Consider the following 18,045-nt stretch of genomic DNA (forward strand, 5'->3'; position numbering starts at 1 on the left):
GTCCCATCCCGGATTCCGATACAACAGAACCGCCCCCGCCATTGCGTAGCCCGGATGCAGCGCAGCGGAATCCGGGGCTGCCAGGGCCTATTCGATTTCCACGGTCAATGTCAGCGTATCCGTATAGCTGCGATCCTGCGGATCGCGAAGCTCGCCGGACGGAACGCGGATAGTCAGCTGCATATTCTCGTCGCCGCCCCCGAGGCAATCCCTCTGGCTGTGCCCCTGCCAGCGGTTGCCCGAGAACTCGCCCTCCCCGAGCCACACGCGCCGGCGCGGTGGCTGCAATCCCTGGACCCGTACGCGGTAACCGACGGTATCGCCGGCGGAAGTGCCCTCCAGCAGGAATTCCCCACTGCCGTTGCGACTGTCGCCGCGCAGGCGAAAATCCGCACCGCCGCTGGTGTAGACGCAGAAGGTCTGCTGCGCCTCGGCGGTGCCGCCGCCGCTGGCGTCGATAACCATATCCTGCAGGCCGCTGATGCGGATCTGCGGTTCCACCAGCAGCCGTATCTGGAACGGAATCGGCGGCCGCAGTTCCGCCCGGCCCTCAGAAACCGCGCCCCGGCAGTCACTGTCCTGCCAATCGCCCTGGCACTGGTAGAGGTAAAAATCAAACCAGTTGCTGTAGACGCCCGCCGCCAGGTTGGCGGATTCCGGCACGGTAACCTCGAAGGAAACCGGCGTCTGGGCGCCATCCGGTGCGCCCGGAAGCAGGGCGCTCTGCTGCGACGGTGCCAGTGCGCGCGGCCCACCCGCAGCCGGATGGGAGATGGCGATTTCCACCGGGATATCGCCGCCGGGGCCGGACAGCACGAAAGCGCCGGCGCCGCCGGTGGGGCCGCTGAGCTCGACGGTATAGTCGCGCTTTTCACTGCAGTAGGCGGTACTCCACTGATTGCCCTCCCACCAGGCCCAGCAACTGCGGATCTGGAAGGGAATGCTCCCACTGCCCTGCGGGGACAGGGTATGACTGGCCTCCAGGTTACAGACACCGATGGCCTTTTCCCCCAGTTCATCCGCCGCCACCACCTCGGAGCCATCGCTGCAGGGGAAGCGGTTGCTGGAGTATTGGGACTGCGCCACCGCTGCGCTGCAGCAAAAGAGCACGGCAATAAGCAGGGCGCACAGCGCCCCGCCGCGGGTTGGGAATAATCTGTCGGGATTCACTTCAGGTTTGTCTTTTCCGCCGCCAAAAACAACTGGTGCCTGGGTCTTTCAAGGCACTTTTAAACAGTTCAGGTCTCGGAGTTCTGTAGCCTGGATGGAGGCGCGCAGCGCCGGAATCCAGGATTGTAGTGCAGGGCCGCACCCTGTTCCCGGATTCCGCTGCGCTCCATCCGGGCTACGCCTGTCGATCTGCAATCTCGAACTCCGAAACTTGTGTTAATCGGGAATTGTTACTGGGGAGTGACTGTAACAGTCAGTGTATCGGTATATGTGGATTCATTTGCGCTGTCCCAATCCGATACGGCTACGATGACCCGCGCATTGTCCACAATGCAGCTTTCGGTGCCGTTCCGGGGAAAGGATTGATCGATGTTGCCGAGCGGTGTGGGGGCGATGCCGCTGGTACTTGAGGTGTTGTCGATAAACTCGACATCGTAGGGCAGGCTCTCACTCAGGCCATTGAGTTGATAGGGGTAAATTCCTGCACCACTACTAGTGGAACCGTTTTGGCTCTCGAGCCTGACGTTGTAGTTTGCGAAACCGATACCGCCTACGCAGATGTCCTCAAAGCCTTGAATGGGTTGTCCCGGGGAAACACCCGTGGAGGTCAAGTCCATGTCGTTCAGGTTTTCTACGACAGCGCGGGTTGGAACTGCCAAGCTGATTGTAAATTCGACTTCCAGTGGGGCCGTACATAGATTCCAGAAAATATAATTACAGTTTTGTTGTTCAATGCGCAGTCTGAAGGTGCCGGAGTAGCTGTTGCCACTGAGCGATTCGGGGTTGATCAGGCTGATTGGTAGCGATACGGGATGCAGTTGTCTTCGTTCACTGAAATCCCCACTCTGGTGGCCGGGAGTCAGTGATTCCGTTTTGACACCGTCTGAGAAGCTCAAAGAAAAATCCGCACTGTCTACACCCGAGGCGGAATCAAGTGTGTAATTGAGGTCATCAATGGAGCTGATCGTGACCCGGTAGGGAAGTTCATGATTGCCATCTTGAGGGCTGTGACTGCGAATAAAGAAATTAATATTTTTGGGCGCTGTGGCCGGGTCGTAGCCAATAGAATTGAAATCGGGCAAGCAGACTTCAATGACGCTGGTGCCCAGGAAAATAATATTTCGCGTCGATTGCTGGCAGTTGGTTTGGGCTGGCAGTTGTAGTGACCAAAGGCTTCCCAATAGCAACAACCCCAATGTTATAGCGGGGGAAACTTTACCGCGGACCAGATGCATAGTGCTCCTCCACCGCTTCACACTCCGCATTCCCCAACTCGATATCCCCAAGGTTCAGCCAATGCTCCCCACTATCCTGCCCGGGAATATCCACCTGGCACTGTTTCCAGCGCACCGCGGGCATGGTCAGCTGTTGTGGGTCGCGGTACATCTCCATCTGGAAGACACCGTAGTCGTCGGCCACTGCCGAGTATTCGCCGATTGAAATCTTCGCCCCGGGCACCGGCTTGCCGTCGCGCACGATGCGGCCGAGTACCAGGATCAGGGGCTTGATCTCGTACTCCGTGGAGGTCACATTGCCCGGATAGAGCGTCACGGTGTCCTGCCGCTCGCGGTAATCGTAAAAACCTTCCGCCAGCGGGCGCAACTGCACATCGTAGCTCTGGAAAGCGGGCAGGTTGATTACCGAGCGGCCGCTGCCGCGGGCGTAGCCGCGGCGCACGCCGTCCACCAGCACCTCGAATTCCTGGTCCGGGCTGCCGGCGATATCCACCATGACCGCGCTGGAAGAGGTCCGCTCCCCACCCCAGGCGAAGGCGTTACCGTTGCTCATGAAATTGGTGCTGAAGCTGCCCAGGTAGTTGAGGGAATCCTGTCCGTAGAGGCCGTTGTCGCGGTATTCCAGTGTGGAGCTGAGGTGGCCGCGGCGGCCGGAGATTCCGGTGCGGCTGCCGACGAAATACTCGTCGCCGGACATCTCGCCGGAAAACTGCTGGTCGACTTCCGCTGCCCAGCGGTCGCCGTCGCGCCAACCGGCGTTGAAACCGGCCCGGGAATCCTCGCCGTCAGTGTTGCCGCTGTCGCCGCGCAGGCGCGCACTGTGGTACCAGTGGTCGCCGCGATAGCGGAACTCGAAGGTGGCCGTGGTCAGCTGCTCGCCATCCGCATCGCTGTGGGCCAGGCTGAAGTTGCCGTTCCAGTGCCGGCCGCGGAAGAAATCCCGCCGGTATTCCAGCGTCGTCAGCCGGTCGGACGCGGCAAAGGTATCGTCCAGGGCGAATTCCGGCGAGCCGAAATACAGGCTGCGGTCCTGCTCCGTATAGCGCAGCGACAGGCGGCCGCCGAGCAGGCCGCTGGTCAGGGCCAGGTTGCGGTAGTGGTAGCCGCGCCCCAGCAGCGAATAGTTGTCCACCGTCGCCTGTTGCCCGTCGGACAGGCGGGTTTCCGATGCGCTCAGGTTGAGGATTGGCAGTTTCAGCAGCGCGTGAAACCGGTGTCCACTGCGTCCGCTATCGGTGTAGACGGCGCTCGGCGAAAGCTCCAGGTACTCGCCGATCCAGCGGCCGCCCAGTTCGTACAACTGTTCGTTGCCGGTGGCGGCAATATTGAAAAAGGCCCCGGCGTTGTCGAGCAGTCGCCGGGAGAGCCCGCCCTGGATAAATTCGTCGTCGAGTTTTTCCGGCAGCAACTGTGCTTCATCGATACGGGCGGGGCGCCCGGCCTGGAAGGTCCAACGCCATTCGCCCGGGGCGGGCAATAGGGAGTCCTTGGCAAAAAATTGCTGGAACTGCCGCAGCGGCCGGCCGCTCTCGTCATAGGTGCGGATTTCCAGCTGGTAGGCGCCGCTGGGCAGGCCGGAGGTGTCCAGCAACTGGTTGCCGGCTTCCAGCAGCTCGCTGTGTACCAGGCGGTTGTCCCGGTAGATTTCCACCCGGCCGCGCACCGGCATATTCACTTCCAGGGGCGCGCCCTGGCTGTAGCGGTTGTCGGCGCGGCTGTTGTTGGAGCTGCGGTATTCCAGCCCGTACAGGTAGGGGGTGGCGGCAAAGCTGCTGAGCCCGCCTTCCGGCTGCAGCAGCCCCACGGAGTAGGCGCGGCCGCGGAAATCGCGCGTCCACTGCATCTGGTATATCTGGCTGCCGCCGCTGTCGCTGGCCGCCCACTGGCTGTGCAGGCCGCTCTCTCCAAAACTGAGGATGGACTGGCCGAACAGCGAGGCGCTGCGGGAATCGGTACCGCCGCTGCTGTCGACACCGGACCAGGTGCCGGTCAGGCTCTGGATAAACGAGACATCGCTGCTGGATTCCGGCAGGTAGGGATCGTCGATGGCCGGCTGTTGCGGCAGCAGCCCGGCGGAGACAAAGACGTCGACGCGAAAACGCCGCTCGTCGTAGATCAGGCCGATGGTCTCCGGGGTCAGGAAGCCGCAGTCCCGCTGCCGCTCGGTGTGGCAGACGCGTCGGGAGTTGCGGGGCAGGGGGCCGGACAGCGCCCGCAGCAGCAATTCGGGATCGAGGGTTTCCGGCAGCAGTGCGCGCACGGCCGCCGGGTTTTCAAACCGCAGCGTGTGCAGGTCCACGCTCACACGGGCGGCACCCAGCGGCCGGCTGCCGTAATAGATATCCACCACCAGCTGCTGGGCTTCGGTAAACTCAGCGAAGCCGCTCGGTGCTGCGGTATCCAGCCTGAATGCCGCGCTGGCCGCCGCCGCGGCCGGGTTGGCCAGGGCGCAGGAAGCCAGCGACAGCAGTACCCCCGCTATCGCGCGTTTCATAGGTTGCGTTGGAGCGGCCCGCCCCAGGGAGGCGGCGGGCGAGACCCGATCAGATCGCGCTTACGGTAACCGTCAGCGTATCGTTGAAGGTAGCGTCGTCGGTGTCCTGCCAGTCGTCGGAGTCCACAGAGACAAAGATCCGGGCATTCTCGGCACCGTTGTCGATGCAGTCCGCGGCGGTCCCCTGGCGGGTGAAGCGGCTGCTCATGGTGCCGTCGGTGCTCGGGTCGCCGTCGGTGTCAGTGGTGTTGTTGGCAAAGGCCACACCGTAGGGGACCACGTTGCCGAAAGCGTCACCCACCAGTTCGAACGCAGCCGTGCCGGCACCGCCGGTGGAGCCGTTGGCACTCTCGAAAGTGATGCTGTAGTCGTCGAAGCCGTAGCCGCCGACACAGATATCCTGGGACTGGGAGATATCGCCGTTGGCGGTGGCGTTCAGGGTCATGTCCTCAAAGCTGTTCACGATGATGAACGGCGTCAGCTCCAGGGTGATCAGGAAATCGCCCTGCGAACTGTTGGCGGTGGCCGCAGACGGATTGGTCGCGGCGGCAGTATTGAGGGAAAGTGCAGCTGCACCCACAGCGGCGAGCGCGCGGAGTGTTTTTTTCATGTTCAGTACCCCCCGAGGGTCCTTTGGTCTTGATAGTTGCACCGGTTGCCGGTGCGTTTCCTTGAGCGGAGGGTGCACAAGTTGAATCCTGCGTCAATAATCGATTCCCTCGCTGTGGCCGCAATACTACGCATTTCGTGACTCAAGTCACGTTGATGGTGTTAAGTATTTCTCTTTTTTCGGCGTTATATTGTGCATTATGTTCGGTTGTACAGGTTGAGCGCTGCCGCTGGGCCCGGAACCGCAGCGGCGATATAATGCCGCGCCTGAATTTGCACACTTTTTCATCACAGCCAGGTTGACCATGACCGTAAGAACCCGAATTGCCCCTTCCCCCACCGGCGATCCGCACGTCGGCACCGCCTATATCGCCCTGTTCAACCAGTGTTTCGCCCGTGCCCAGGGCGGCCAGTTCGTGCTGCGCATCGAGGATACCGACCAGCAGCGCAGCACCCCGGAATCGGAGAAGGCCATCCTGGACAGCCTGCGCTGGCTGGGGCTGGACTGGCAGGAAGGGCCGGATGTGGGCGGCGCCCACGGCCCCTATCGCCAGAGCGAGCGCGGCGACCTCTATAAAAAGCACTGCGACGAGCTGGTGGAAAAGGGCCACGCGTTCCACTGCTACCGCACCGCCGAAGAGCTGGAACAGCTGCGGGAGCAACTGCGCGAGGCCGGCCGCACGGCGCTGAAGCCCAGCGACCTGGCGCTGCCGGACGCCGAAGTGGAGAAACGCAAGGCCGCCGGCGAGCCCTACGTGGTGCGCATGAACGTGCCGGAGAGCGGCACCTGCGTGGTCGAAGACCTGCTGCGCGGCGCCATCGAGATCGACTGGGGTCAAGTAGACGCGCAGATCCTGCTCAAGTCCGACGGCATGCCCACCTACCACCTGGCCAATGTGGTGGACGACCACCTGATGGAGATCACCCACGTGCTGCGCGGCGAGGAGTGGATCAACTCCGCGCCCAAGCACAAGCTGCTGTACGAATACTTCGGCTGGGAGATGCCGGTGCTGTGCCACCTGCCGCTGCTGCGCAACCCGGACAAGACCAAACTGTCCAAGCGCAAGAACCCCACTTCCATCCTCTATTACCAGCGCGCCGGCTTTATGCCCGAGGCGGTGCTGAACTACCTGGGCCGCATGGGCTGGTCCATGCCGGACGAGCGCGAGAAGTTCTCCCTGGAAGAGATGCTCGAGCACTTCGATATCCACCGCGTCTCCCTCGGCGGGCCGGTGTTCGACGTGGAGAAGCTGTCCTGGCTGAACGGCCTGTGGATCCGCGAGCTGGAAGACGAACAACTGGCGGACCGGCTGCAGGCGTGGCTGCTGAACCGCGACAACCTGCTCAAGGTGCTGCCCCACGCCAAGGGCCGCATGGAGACCTTCGGCGATTTCGCCCCGCTGGTCAGCTTCCTGGCCGCCGGCCAGCTGCCGCTCACCGGCGACAGCTTCAGCGACAACAAGCTGGAAACCGATGAACAGAAGAAGCTGCTGCAGTTCGCCCTCTGGCGCCTGGAGGCCCTGCGCACCTGGGAGAGGGACGACATCTTCCAGGCCATGAAGGCCCTGGCCACCGCCATGGACATCAAACTCAAGGACTTCAACGCGCCCCTGTTCGTGGCCATTAGCGGCACCACCGCTTCCTTCTCCGTAATGGACGCCATGGTCCTCCTGGGCCCCGACCTCAGCCGCGCCCGCCTGCGCCACGCCATCGAGGTACTCGGCGGCGCCGGCAAGAAGGTCCTGAAGCGCTGGGAAAAGGAATACGCCGCGCTGTAGACACCAAACCCGGAAAAACGGCGTAGCCCGGATGAAGCGCAGCGGAATCCGGGAGCCTGCGGGCTGTAGCGGACTCCACCCGGATTCCGCTTCGCTCCATCCGCCCGACCAACCACCAAGGAGGGAAAATGGTCACCTACCGCCGCAACCGTCTCCCCGGTGGCACCTACTTTTTCACCGTCACTCTGAGGAACCGCGATGCCACCACCCTCACTGATCATATCGACGCCCTCCGCCAAGCCTTCCGCTCCACCAGAAACAAATACCCCTTCACCCTCGACGCCGTAGTCATCCTCCCTGACCACCTCCACACCATCTGGACCCTGCCACTCAAAGACGATGACTACCCGACCCGATGGCGATCCCTGAAAAGTCTGTTCGTCCGGGCATTGAAGAAGCGCGGGATCCCGCTGTCTCGCGACGCAAAGGGAGAGTATGCCCTCTGGCAGAGACGCTACTGGGAACACACCATCCGCGACAGCGAAGACCTGAGCCGCCATATGGATTACATCCACTACAACCCGGTAAAGCACGGCCTGGTCAAACGGGCACGGGACTGGCCACATTCGTCGTTTCATCGATGGGTAGAGAGTGGGGTATACGATCTGGACTGGGGAGGCCCGGAGCCGTTGGAAGAAGAAGGCTATGGCGAGTAGTGAGCCCCTCCGGAACCCGGCAACACGTAGCCCGGATGAAGCGCAGCGCAATCCGGGAGCCCAGGGGCAGTAGCGCACTCCCCCCCCGGATTCCGCTTCGCTCCATCCAGGCTACACCCGAAAACGGCAACTCCGCATCCGTAGCCCGGATGAAGCGCAGCGCAATCCGGGAGCCCAGAGGCAGTAGCGCACTCCGCCCCGGATTCCGCTTCGCTCCATCCAGGCTACACCCGAAAACGGCCCCCATCGCAACGGCGTAGCCCGGATGAAGCGCAGCGTAATCCGGGAACCCAGGGGCGGTAGCGCACTCCGCCCCGGATTCCGCTTCGCTCCATCCAGGCTACACCCGAAAATGGCCCCCCACCGCAACGGCGTAGCCCGGATGAAGCGCAGCGTAATCCGGGAGCCCGGGGGCAGTAGCGCACTCCACCCGGATTCCGCTTCGCTCCATCCAGGCTACACCCGAAAACGGCAACCCCGTATCCGTAGCCCGGATGAAGCGCAGCGGAATCCGGGAGCCCCTATCTCCCGGGCCCTGACCGGCAGTTCAACCGGGCGCTGGCCTGCCCCGGCTAACTGATTGATTAAAAAGTTGTTTTTCTTGTTGACAGGGGCCGGGGCGCTGTTAAAATGCGCCCCGCTTTCGACGGAAAGCAAACAATTTGGGGCTATAGCTCAGCTGGGAGAGCGCAACACTGGCAGTGTTGAGGTCAGCGGTTCGATCCCGCTTAGCTCCACCAAATTTGGAAGGCCGCATCCGAAAGGGTGCGGCCTTCTTTTTTTGTCCCAGAGTCGGGGAAAGCCAGCAACTTCTGTAGGAACCTGCCCCGCAGGCGAACGGGGCGAACAGAAACAAGCCCACCACCGAAAAACGATACCGCTCCTAAAAGAGATCACCTCAAACAGGTTGGCCGCGTCGTGAGCCCCGAAAAAGGCAACAGCTTTGCCGCAAAGAGCGCAAAAGAAAAATGCAGTAACAATCTGCCCGAAGCACGGCTAACGCATGGAAGCCAGACACACCTAACTCGTCTGGAACTAAAGTGCGTCAGGGGCAGTCACTGAGATCACTGTTTTGCGCAATCCGGACGTGGCGTAGAAAGCTTTTTCGAACTGGTGGGATTAGCGGCTGCTGGCGCAAAAGGGCAATACCGCCGGGTGTAATGCTATGTAATAGTACTTGGCTGACCGGCAGGCAGCGGCAGGGTAGAATTGCCCGCTTGAGGAGAAAAGGCCGGTTAGTACAAGGTTATCGACCCGCGCCCGAAAATATTGAGATGGAGTTTGCAAAACAGACGACTAAACGGGGTGGGGACCCCACGGGGGCGATCGCTTTTCGGCGCGGCAGAAAAATGAAGAGGCTGCGCCGACCGCCTGATGTATCCACTGGTGCGATTGTAAAAAAACAAGACGTCTTGGCATGAACTCTATTTCACGAACACCCTGGCAGATCCAGCGCGATGTGATGCACGCATTGCTGGTGCGCGAGATGAAGACGCGCTTCGGCAAGTGGCGCCTGGGCTATGCCTGGGTTTTGCTGGAGCCGGCCATGCATATGTTGGTGCTGGTTGCGGTCTTCAGCTTTCTCGGTCGGGAATTTTATCCGGGAATCCCCACCGCGCTGTTTATGCTCGGCGGTATCGCGCCCTTTCTTTTCTTCGGCCAGTGCTTCACTAAATCCCTGGCAGCGGTGGCATCCAACCGCGGGCTGTTCAGCTATCGACAGTTGCGCCCTTTTGATGCGGTGGTGACCCGAGTCCTGCTCGAGTTCTGCATATACCTCTTTAGCCTGGTGGCACTGTTGGGGATTCTTGCGTGGTTCGGTGTGGCAGCCACGTTCAACGATTTCCTGTTGCTGGTGGCCGTCAATATCCTGTTTCTGGGGTTCTGCCTGGGCCTCAGCCTGGCGCTGTGTGTGTTCGGCGAACGCTTTCCCGAGGCCGCCAAGTTTGGCCCGATGATTCAGCGGCCGCTGTACTTCATGTCCGGGGTATTTTTCTCGCTCGAGCATATTCCCGAGGAGTACCACCCCTACCTGTCCTGGAATCCCCTGCTGCATGTGATCGAGCTGACACGCGAAGGACTTTTTGCCAGCTACCACGGCATGTTCGCCGATATGCAGTACCTGGTGATGAGTTCTGTCGGCATGTTGGCGTTCGGGCTGCTGGTATACCGGGCCAACTGGCGCGACCTGGTACGCAGCCAATGATCGAGTTACGCAATCTCACCAAGTCCTTCCGCACGCCGCATGGGCGCAAGGTGCTGTTCCGGGATGTCAATGCGGTATTTCCCGAGGGCAAGAATATCGGCATCCTCGGTCGCAATGGCGCCGGCAAGTCCACCCTGCTGAGAATCATGGGGGGCATTGATTACCCGGACACCGGCCGTGTGGTAACCGACCAGCGGATCTCCTGGCCGATGGGGCTGTCCGGGGGCTTCCAGGGCAGTATGACGGGGCGCGAGAACGCGGCCTTTGTGTGCGGTCTGCACGGTATCTGGGGCCGGGAAAAGCGCAAGGTGCTGGGCCGGGTGCAGGAGTTTGCCGAGATCGGCAACTACTTCGATGCACCGGTAAAGACCTACTCCTCCGGGATGCGTTCGCGGCTGGCCTTTGGTCTCAGTATTTCTGTGGACTTTGACTGCTACCTGGTGGACGAGGTGATGTCCGTCGGGGATGCGCACTTCAAGCACAAGTGCCAGCAGGTGATCGCCGAGAAGCGCAAGACATCCAATTTCATTATTGTCGCGCACGGAATGGAGCAGCTTAAGAAAAATTGCGATGTCGGGATCTACCTGGGGCCCGAAGGGCTGGCAATCTACGACACCGTCGAGGCCGCCATCGCCGAGTACCAGAAGGGCCTGCCGCAGGCGCAGAAGAAAAAAACGGCCGCCGGGAATCCGGGCCGATTGGTTAACAGTTAAGAGTCTTGATGGAACACAAAGAACCGATACAAGATGCGCGCAAGCTGGACTCCGGTGCCAAGCGTATCCGTTTGCAAAAGCTTGTCGGCGCGGCCCGGGATCTGTTTGGAGGCCCAGCTGAAGAGGGCGCGCCGCCGGTAACCGGCGTTCGCCGCTGGGCCGGCCTGGCGGTCTGCGTGCTGTTGCCGCTGTTGCTGGTCAGCGTGTACTACCTGGTTTGGGTCTCCGACCGCTATGTCAGCAGCACCCAACTGATCGTGAAAGAGAATGGCTCGAACCAGAACATGGCCTCGCCCCTGGGGTTCCTGGTGCCGGGTGTCGGCGGTGAGAGCCAGGATGCCTTCCTGGTGGTGAACTATATCCAGTCCCTGGATATGGCCCTGTACCTGGATGAAAAACTGGACCTGGCCGACTACTACAAGAGCGATCGCTACGATGTATTCTCACGGCTGGCGGAAGATGCCTCCCAGGAAGATTACCTGGAGTACTACCGCAGCCATATCGGTGTGGGGCACGACGAACAGACCGGCATCATCTCCATTGAAATGCAGGCTTATGAGCCCGATTTCGCACGCAAGCTGGTACAGACGGTAACCCTGAAGTCTGAAGACTTCGTCAACGCCATCAGTAACCAGCTGGCTGAAAAACAGGTGGCGTTCGTACGCAAGGAACTGGATTTTGCCCAGGCCAAACTGCGTACCTCCAAACGCGAGATCCTGGATTTCCAGAACCGCAATAAAGTCGTCAGCCCGGAAGACCTCACCAAGGGTATCAGCGGCATTATCCAGGAGCTGGAAGCGCAGCGGGCCACACAGCGGGCCAAGCTGACGGCGGCAAAAACCTACCTGAATCCGGGCTCTTCACAGATTGTCTCCCTGGAAGCTGAGATAGACGCGCTCGAACAGCAGATCGAGGCGGAAAAGGTTCGCCTGGTCGGTGTCGCCGATGAAGAGGGCGAAGAGCGCCTGAACAGCCTCAGCGCGGAGTTCCAGAACCTGAAGCTGGAACTGCAATTCGCCATGGATGCCTACCAGGCCGGCCTTACCGCACTGGAAACCGCAAGAATGGAAGCTTCCAGCCGCCTGAAACATTTGATGGTCGTCAGTGAACCTTCACTGGCAGAAGAGGCCGAATACCCGAGAAAAATATACAACCTGACCAGCCTGGCAGTCATTTTGCTACTGATTTACGGCATCGTAAAAATGCTGGTAGCCAGCATCCGCGACCACCGGATGTAAAAATGGCCGCTATAGGATGGGCAAAGCGCAGCGTGCCCATCATGCAGGAGCCTGCCCGCAGGCGAAAAGAACAAGGCACCGCAGCTATTCGCCTGCAGGATAGGCAAAAAAATGCAGTGACGTAGCCGCCCAGCAGAATAGCCGGAAACAACAAACACGAACTAACAGACCAACACAGATGTTCGCAAAAAAATTGAAAACCATCGGGGGATGGATGGCGCTCCTGGCAGCACTGGCGCTACCAACAGCCCAGGCCCTGGAAACCCAGCAACTGGACGAAGAGAATGCCGCTGCAACCCAGATGCAGCAGAACAGCGGCGTGCCCGTGTTCGGTGCCTCCCTGTTCCGCGGCGCCTTCCGCGACCAGCCCTATACCGGCTTCAACCCCACCTACCGGATCACGGTCGGCGACCAGATCAACCTGCAACTCTGGGGGGCTTACAGCTTCAGTGCCACCCTGCCGGTGGACCCCCAGGGCAATATCTTTATTCCCGAAGTGGGGCCCGTGCATGTGGCTGGCGTCGAGAACGGCGAGCTGAATAAATACGTTCTGCGCCATGTAAAGCAGGTGTTCAAGAACAACGTCCACGCCTACGCCAATCTCGAGGCCAGCCAGCCGGTCAAGGTGTTCGTCACCGGTTACGTCAACAAGCCGGGGCTCTACAACGGCTACTCGTCGGATTCCATTCTCTACTACCTGGACAGTGCCGGCGGCATCTCCCGCGAAAGCGGCAGCTTTATCGATGTCCGCGTCCAGCGCGGCGGTGACCTGCTGAAAAGAGTCAACCTTTACAATTTCCTGGTGGAAGGGGTCATGCCGCCACTGCAGCTGCGCAATGGGGATGTGATTGTTGTCGGCCCGCGCCACGGCGCTGTCACCGTGGAAGGCGCAGTGCAGCAGTCGGCCCAGATTGAATTTACCGGCCCCTACACCCAGCTGGGTGAAATGCTGCTGGTGGCCAAGCCCGATCCGCAGGCCAACTTTGCCCGCATCACCCAGGTCATTGACGATCACCAACAGGCCTCCTACCTGCCACTGGACCAGGCCCTGACGGCACAACTGTATCCGGGCGCCCGGGTCGAACTGGTCCGCGACAACGATATCAAATCCATCTCCGTGAAAGTGAGCGGGGAGCTGGACGGCCCGGCGAGCTATGTAATGCCCTACGGCGCCACGCTCGAGGATCTGGTAACGCAGCTACAGTTCCGCCCCAATGCAGACCGCTCCGCGGTACAGCTCTACCGGGATAGCGTTGCCGAACGGCAACGGGAGGCACTGAATCGCTCGCTGGATGCCCTGCAGATGGAAGTGCTGACCCGCCAGCCCAACACAGACCTGGAGAAAACCGCCCAGAAAGACAATGCGGCAATGATCCAGAGCTTTATCGCCAAGGCCAGGCAGGCCCAGCCCCGCGGGCAGGTGGTGCTTGCCAACACCGGCAATGCCGGCGAGATGCTGCTGGAAGATGGCGACGAACTGGTGGTGCCGGTGAAAGCCTCCACCATCTCCATTGTGGGCGAAGTGGTATTCCCGACCTCACTGGTCTTCAACCGCAATCGCACGCTGGAAGATTACATCGAGCTGGCCGGCGGCTTCGCCAACAACGCCAATGAAGACGAGCTGGTTGTACTGCACCTGGACGGCACCATCAGCCGTATCGAAGACAACGACTTCGATAACCGCCTGGGCGACAGGCTGCGCCCCGGCGATGAAATCATGGTGATGCCCAAGATCAAATCCAGCGAACTGCAGATCACCAAAGATGCAACAGAGATTCTGTATCGTATCGCCGTAGGGACAGCAGCGGTGCTGTCTTTCTAAACCTCTTCAACGGGGGAGTTCCCTCTCCCTTCTCGGGAGAGGAACACAGGGGAAGAATAAAACAGGCAAGACACCAGCAAGCAACGAAGCAAACACAGGGGAAGTTGGCGAACACCGCCACTTGGGGAATACGGACGGATCTCCAGCAACGAACAGACCGCTATGGGGGCGGTTTGCAGGGGAACCTACGCCGTAAAAAAGAAAATCAGGGGGGAAATAGTAATGGAACCGGGAGATGTAATGAAAAAAGGACGTTCAAACCGCAAGGGAATTATTCTGGCCGGTGGCTCCGGCACTCGCCTGTACCCGCTCACCAGGGGCGTCAGCAAACAGTTGATGCCGGTGTACGACAAACCGATGATCTACTACCCGCTTACCACACTGATGCTGGCGGGTATCAGCGATATCCTGATCATCACCACACCGCAGGAGCAGCAGCTGTTCCAGAGCCTGCTGGGCGATGGCGCCCAGTGGGGCATCAACCTCAGTTACGCGATACAGCCTTCCCCGGATGGCCTTGCGCAGGCGTTCATTATCGGGCGTGAACACGTTGGCAATAACCCTAGTGCGCTGGTCCTCGGGGATAATATCTACTATGCCGAACATTTCAGTGAAGTGCTTCACAACGCCGATGCCCGTGAACAGGGTGCTACTGTATTTGGCTACCACGTGGCGGATCCGCGGGCCTATGGCGTCGCTGAGTTTGATGAAACCGGCAAGGTCATCAGCCTGGAAGAAAAGCCCGAGCAACCCAAATCCAACTACGCCGTTACCGGCCTCTATTTCTACGACAACCAGGTCTGTGACCTGGCGCGGGAAATCAAGCCCAGTGCCCGCGGAGAGCTGGAAATCACCGACCTCAACCGAATCTATCTCGAGAATGCGCAACTCAATGTCGAAGTCATGGGCCGCGGCGCCGCCTGGCTGGATACCGGCACCCACGACAACCTGCTTGAAGCCGCGCACTTCGTACAGACCATCGAACGCCGCCAGGGCCTGAAAATCGCCTGCCCGGAAGAAGTGGCTTTCCGCAAGGGCTTTATCACCGTCGAGCAACTGACCGAACAGGCACAGCCCCTGATGAAAAGCGGCTACGGCGGCTACCTGCTGGAGGTAATCCGGGAGTCAAAACAGAACCACCGTTTCGCCCGCTAGGAACCAGAGTCAGTAGCCCGGATGAAGCGAAGCGTAATCCGGGGAACCGGCCCGATCAAAGACCAAACAACCCAGATCACACCATGAACGTAATAGAAACAGACATCCCGGACGTAAAAATCATAGAGCCCAAAATCTTCGGCGACGAACGCGGCTTCTTCTACGAATCCTTCCGCCAGGACACGTTCAACCGCGAATGCGCCGAGCGTGTATTCGTGCAGGACAATCACAGCAAATCCCGCCAGGGCATCCTGCGCGGCCTGCACTACCAGACCGAGAACACCCAGGGCAAGCTGGTGCGTGTCACCGCCGGTGAAGTCTACGACGTAGCCGTCGACCTTCGCCGCAGCTCGCCCACCTTCGGCAAATGGGTAGGCGTACTGTTGTCCGCTGAAAACAAACGCCAGCTCTGGGTTCCGGAAGGCTTCGCCCACGGCTTCTACGTCACCAGCGAATCCGCCGAGTTCGTGTACAAATGCACCGACTGGTACAACCCGGAACACGAACACTCCATCCGCTGGGACGACCCGGACCTCAATATCGAATGGCCCCTGGTAAACGGTGAAGCCCCCCAGCTCTCTGCCAAAGACGCCGAAGGCCAACGCCTGAAAGAGGCCCCAACCTTCGCCTGACCAACGGAGCAAGCGTCCGAACACAAGTAGCCTGGATGCAGCGAAGCGGAATCCAGGGGAAGGCACCCGGCACCACGAAATGCCAATGCCGCAAAAGCCGCCCCTGAGCGCGCCGAGCTCCAGCTCGGCAACGGGCCAAAGGCCCAAACAAAACAACCTCTCCCCTATCGAGAGGCCGAACGACACCAGACAACCAAAAAGACCATGAAAATCCTGATCACCGGCAAAAACGGCCAATTGGGCCAGGAACTGCAGAACAGAGCCCCGAAAGGCACCGAGCTGATAGCCCTGGACCGCACCCAACTGGATATCTCCAACGCCGAAGCCGTTATGAATACTATCGGCCAATACCAGCCAGACTTTATAGTGAATGCGGCCGCCTACACCGCAGTAGACAAAGCCGAACAGGAAGTCGAACAGGCCTACGCCATCAACGCCACCGGTGCGGAAAACCTGGCCCTCGCCGGCAGGGAACACGGCACAAGGCTGATCCATGTCTCCACCGACTTCGTCTTCGATGGCGAACACTCCAGTCCCTATGGCGTGGAAGACTCAGTAAGGCCCATCGGCGTATACGGCGAAAGCAAGGCCGCCGGCGAGGCCGCCGTGCGCGCAGTACTGCCGGAAGCCATCATCGTCCGTACCGCCTGGGTCTACGCCCGCCACGGCAGCAACTTCGTCAACACCATGCTCCGCCTGATGGCAGAGCGGGACCAACTGGGCGTGGTCGCCGACCAGATCGGCACACCCACCTGGACCGGCACCCTGGCAGATGCCATCTATACCCTGGCCAGCAACCGCGAAGCCAGGGGCATCTACCACTGCACCGACGCCGGCGCCGCCAGCTGGTACGACTTCGCCGTCGCCATCTTCGAAGAAGGCAAGGCCGCCGGCTTGCTGCCGCAGGAAAGGCAAGTCCAGATCAACCCGATCACCACCGCCGACTTTCCAACCCCAGCCAGCCGCCCGGCCTACAGCGTCCTGGACAAAAGCCGCCTGACCCAAGAACTGAACTTCGAATTAACCCACTGGCGCCAGTCCCTGAGACAAGCCCTCACAACCTGAACACGCGTCATCCCGGACAAGGTCCAGGATCCAGTGCGGGCCACGAAAACAAAGTAGCCTGGATGCAGCGAAGCGGAATCCAGGAAAAGAAACCACAAAAGTGCACCCCGCCAACACGGGGTAAAGAAACCACGGACCCAAGAAAGAAATGAGCAACCTACTGGTAACCGGCGGCGCCGGCTTTATAGGCGCCAACTTCGTCCACTACTGGATGAAGACCTACCCGCAAGACAAGGTCGTCGTACTGGATGCGCTCACCTACGCCGGCAACAAAGCCAACCTGAATCCGGTAGCAGAGAATCCCAACTTCGTCTTCTATCACGGCGATATCTGCGATACCGCCCTGGTGGAAACCCTGTTGAAAGAGCACCACATAGACACCCTGGTGCACTTTGCCGCAGAGAGCCACGTAGACCGCTCCATCACCGGCCCGGATGCCTTTATAGAAACCAATATCATCGGCACCCACAGCCTGCTGAAAGCGGCCAAGAAAATCTGGCTGGACGAAGGCCTGAACAAAGAAAACCACCGCTTCCACCACGTATCCACGGACGAGGTGTACGGCACGTTGGGCCCGGAAGACCCCGCCTTTAGTGAGACCACGCCCTACGCGCCCAACAGCCCTTACTCCGCGAGCAAGGCCGCCTCAGATCATCTGGTAAGAGCCTATCATCACACCTATGGGCTCAAGGTCACTACCAGCAATTGCTCCAACAATTACGGGCCTTACCATTTCCCGGAGAAACTGATTCCATTAGTCATCACGAATATCCTGCACGACAAGCCGTTGCCCATTTATGGTGATGGTCAGCAGATCCGGGATTGGCTGTATGTGGAAGACCATGCGCGTGGTATCGACCTGGTGATAAAAAAGGGACAGCTGGGCGAATGCTACAACATCGGCGGTATCAACGAGTGGGCTAATATCGATATCGTTAAACTAATTTGCGAATTGATGAACAATGAATTCAGAGAGAACCCAGAATGGGCGAAAAAATATCCACATGCAGATAAAGTCCGGAATGGGCTGGCGCAGGAATTGATCACTTTTGTCACCGATCGTGCCGGACATGATCGCCGCTATGCTATCGATCCGAAGAAATCGAACGAAGAACTCGAATATCAGCCGACCGAAAGCTTCGAAACAGGAATTCGGAAGACAGTGCGTTGGTACCTGAGTAATGATAGCTGGTGGCAATCAGTTATTTCTGGTGATTACCAGGTTTAGTATTTAAATCGTAGTCAAATCAAGTTCTAAATAGTTTTAAGTGT

The 18,045-nt window shown here is 59.8% G+C and carries 14 protein-coding genes and 1 tRNA gene; 11 read left to right on the top strand and 4 right to left on the bottom strand.

Annotated elements, in window-relative coordinates:
• Positions 1 to 87: 87 nt before the first annotated feature.
• The 4 genes from MWN76_RS04795 to MWN76_RS04810 form a co-directional block, all read right to left on the bottom strand.
• The gene (locus MWN76_RS04795) at positions 88 to 1,086 is read right to left on the bottom strand and encodes a hypothetical protein (protein ID WP_250459760.1); all 999 of its coding nucleotides are present in this window, start codon (positions 1,084 to 1,086) and stop codon (positions 88 to 90) included.
• Positions 1,087 to 1,400: 314 nt separating this feature from the next.
• Positions 1,401 to 2,405, bottom strand: a complete 1,005-nt coding sequence (locus tag MWN76_RS04800; RefSeq protein WP_250459762.1) for a hypothetical protein — start codon at positions 2,403 to 2,405, stop codon at positions 1,401 to 1,403.
• Entirely contained in the window at positions 2,386 to 4,899 is a 2,514-nt protein-coding gene (locus MWN76_RS04805; RefSeq protein ID WP_250459763.1) for a TcfC E-set like domain-containing protein, read from the bottom strand. Before MWN76_RS04805 ends, MWN76_RS04800 begins: the two co-directional genes overlap by 20 nt.
• Before the next feature lie 49 nt (positions 4,900 to 4,948).
• Positions 4,949 to 5,509, bottom strand: a complete 561-nt coding sequence (locus MWN76_RS04810) for a hypothetical protein (RefSeq protein WP_250459764.1) — start codon at positions 5,507 to 5,509, stop codon at positions 4,949 to 4,951.
• Between the two features lie 304 nt (positions 5,510 to 5,813).
• On the opposite strand from MWN76_RS04810, the gene gltX reads away from it, so the two are divergent.
• The 11 genes from gltX to rfbB all read left to right on the top strand — a co-directional run bounded on the left by gltX (position 5,814) and on the right by rfbB (position 18,001).
• Positions 5,814 to 7,286 (top strand): glutamate--tRNA ligase, encoded by a 1,473-nt coding sequence (gene gltX, locus MWN76_RS04815; protein WP_250459765.1) that lies wholly within the window; start codon positions 5,814 to 5,816, stop codon positions 7,284 to 7,286.
• Positions 7,287 to 7,414: 128 nt separating this feature from the next.
• The gene (locus MWN76_RS04820) at positions 7,415 to 7,942 is read left to right on the top strand and encodes an REP-associated tyrosine transposase (protein ID WP_250459766.1); all 528 of its coding nucleotides are present in this window, start codon (positions 7,415 to 7,417) and stop codon (positions 7,940 to 7,942) included.
• A gap of 664 nt (positions 7,943 to 8,606) precedes the next feature.
• Positions 8,607 to 8,682, top strand: a tRNA-Ala gene (locus tag MWN76_RS04825).
• A 677-nt stretch (positions 8,683 to 9,359) separates the two neighbouring features.
• On the top strand, positions 9,360 to 10,148 hold the full coding sequence (locus tag MWN76_RS04830) for an ABC transporter permease (protein ID WP_250459767.1): 789 nt from the start codon (positions 9,360 to 9,362) through the stop codon (positions 10,146 to 10,148).
• A complete protein-coding gene (locus MWN76_RS04835; RefSeq protein ID WP_250459768.1) occupies positions 10,145 to 10,861 on the top strand; it encodes an ABC transporter ATP-binding protein in 717 nt (238 codons plus the stop codon). The genes MWN76_RS04830 and MWN76_RS04835 overlap by 4 nt, the downstream gene beginning before the upstream one ends.
• A gap of 8 nt (positions 10,862 to 10,869) precedes the next feature.
• Positions 10,870 to 12,099, top strand: a complete 1,230-nt coding sequence (locus tag MWN76_RS04840) for a KpsE/RkpR family capsule polysaccharide export protein (RefSeq protein WP_250459769.1) — start codon at positions 10,870 to 10,872, stop codon at positions 12,097 to 12,099.
• A 214-nt stretch (positions 12,100 to 12,313) separates the two neighbouring features.
• Positions 12,314 to 13,921: a polysaccharide biosynthesis/export family protein gene (locus tag MWN76_RS04845; protein WP_250459770.1), complete on the top strand. Its 1,608-nt coding sequence runs from the start codon at positions 12,314 to 12,316 to the stop codon at positions 13,919 to 13,921.
• Positions 13,922 to 14,161: 240 nt separating this feature from the next.
• A complete protein-coding gene (gene rfbA, locus MWN76_RS04850; protein ID WP_250459772.1) occupies positions 14,162 to 15,076 on the top strand; it encodes a glucose-1-phosphate thymidylyltransferase RfbA in 915 nt (304 codons plus the stop codon).
• Between the two features lie 83 nt (positions 15,077 to 15,159).
• Positions 15,160 to 15,708 carry a dTDP-4-dehydrorhamnose 3,5-epimerase gene (gene rfbC, locus MWN76_RS04855; RefSeq protein ID WP_250459773.1) on the top strand — a complete coding sequence of 183 codons (549 nt, stop codon included), beginning with the start codon at positions 15,160 to 15,162 and terminating at the stop codon, positions 15,706 to 15,708.
• Positions 15,709 to 15,912: 204 nt separating this feature from the next.
• Complete coding sequence (gene rfbD, locus MWN76_RS04860; protein ID WP_250459775.1) at positions 15,913 to 16,773, top strand: dTDP-4-dehydrorhamnose reductase; 861 nt, start codon at positions 15,913 to 15,915, stop codon at positions 16,771 to 16,773.
• Positions 16,774 to 16,921: 148 nt separating this feature from the next.
• Positions 16,922 to 18,001, top strand: coding sequence for a dTDP-glucose 4,6-dehydratase (gene rfbB / locus MWN76_RS04865; RefSeq protein ID WP_250459777.1), 1,080 nt, complete (start codon positions 16,922 to 16,924; stop codon positions 17,999 to 18,001).
• The last annotated feature ends 44 nt before the right edge of the window (positions 18,002 to 18,045 follow it).

Source organism: Microbulbifer litoralis (genome assembly GCF_023634065.1).
GTDB classification, from domain to species: Bacteria; Pseudomonadota; Gammaproteobacteria; order Pseudomonadales; family Cellvibrionaceae; genus Microbulbifer; species Microbulbifer litoralis.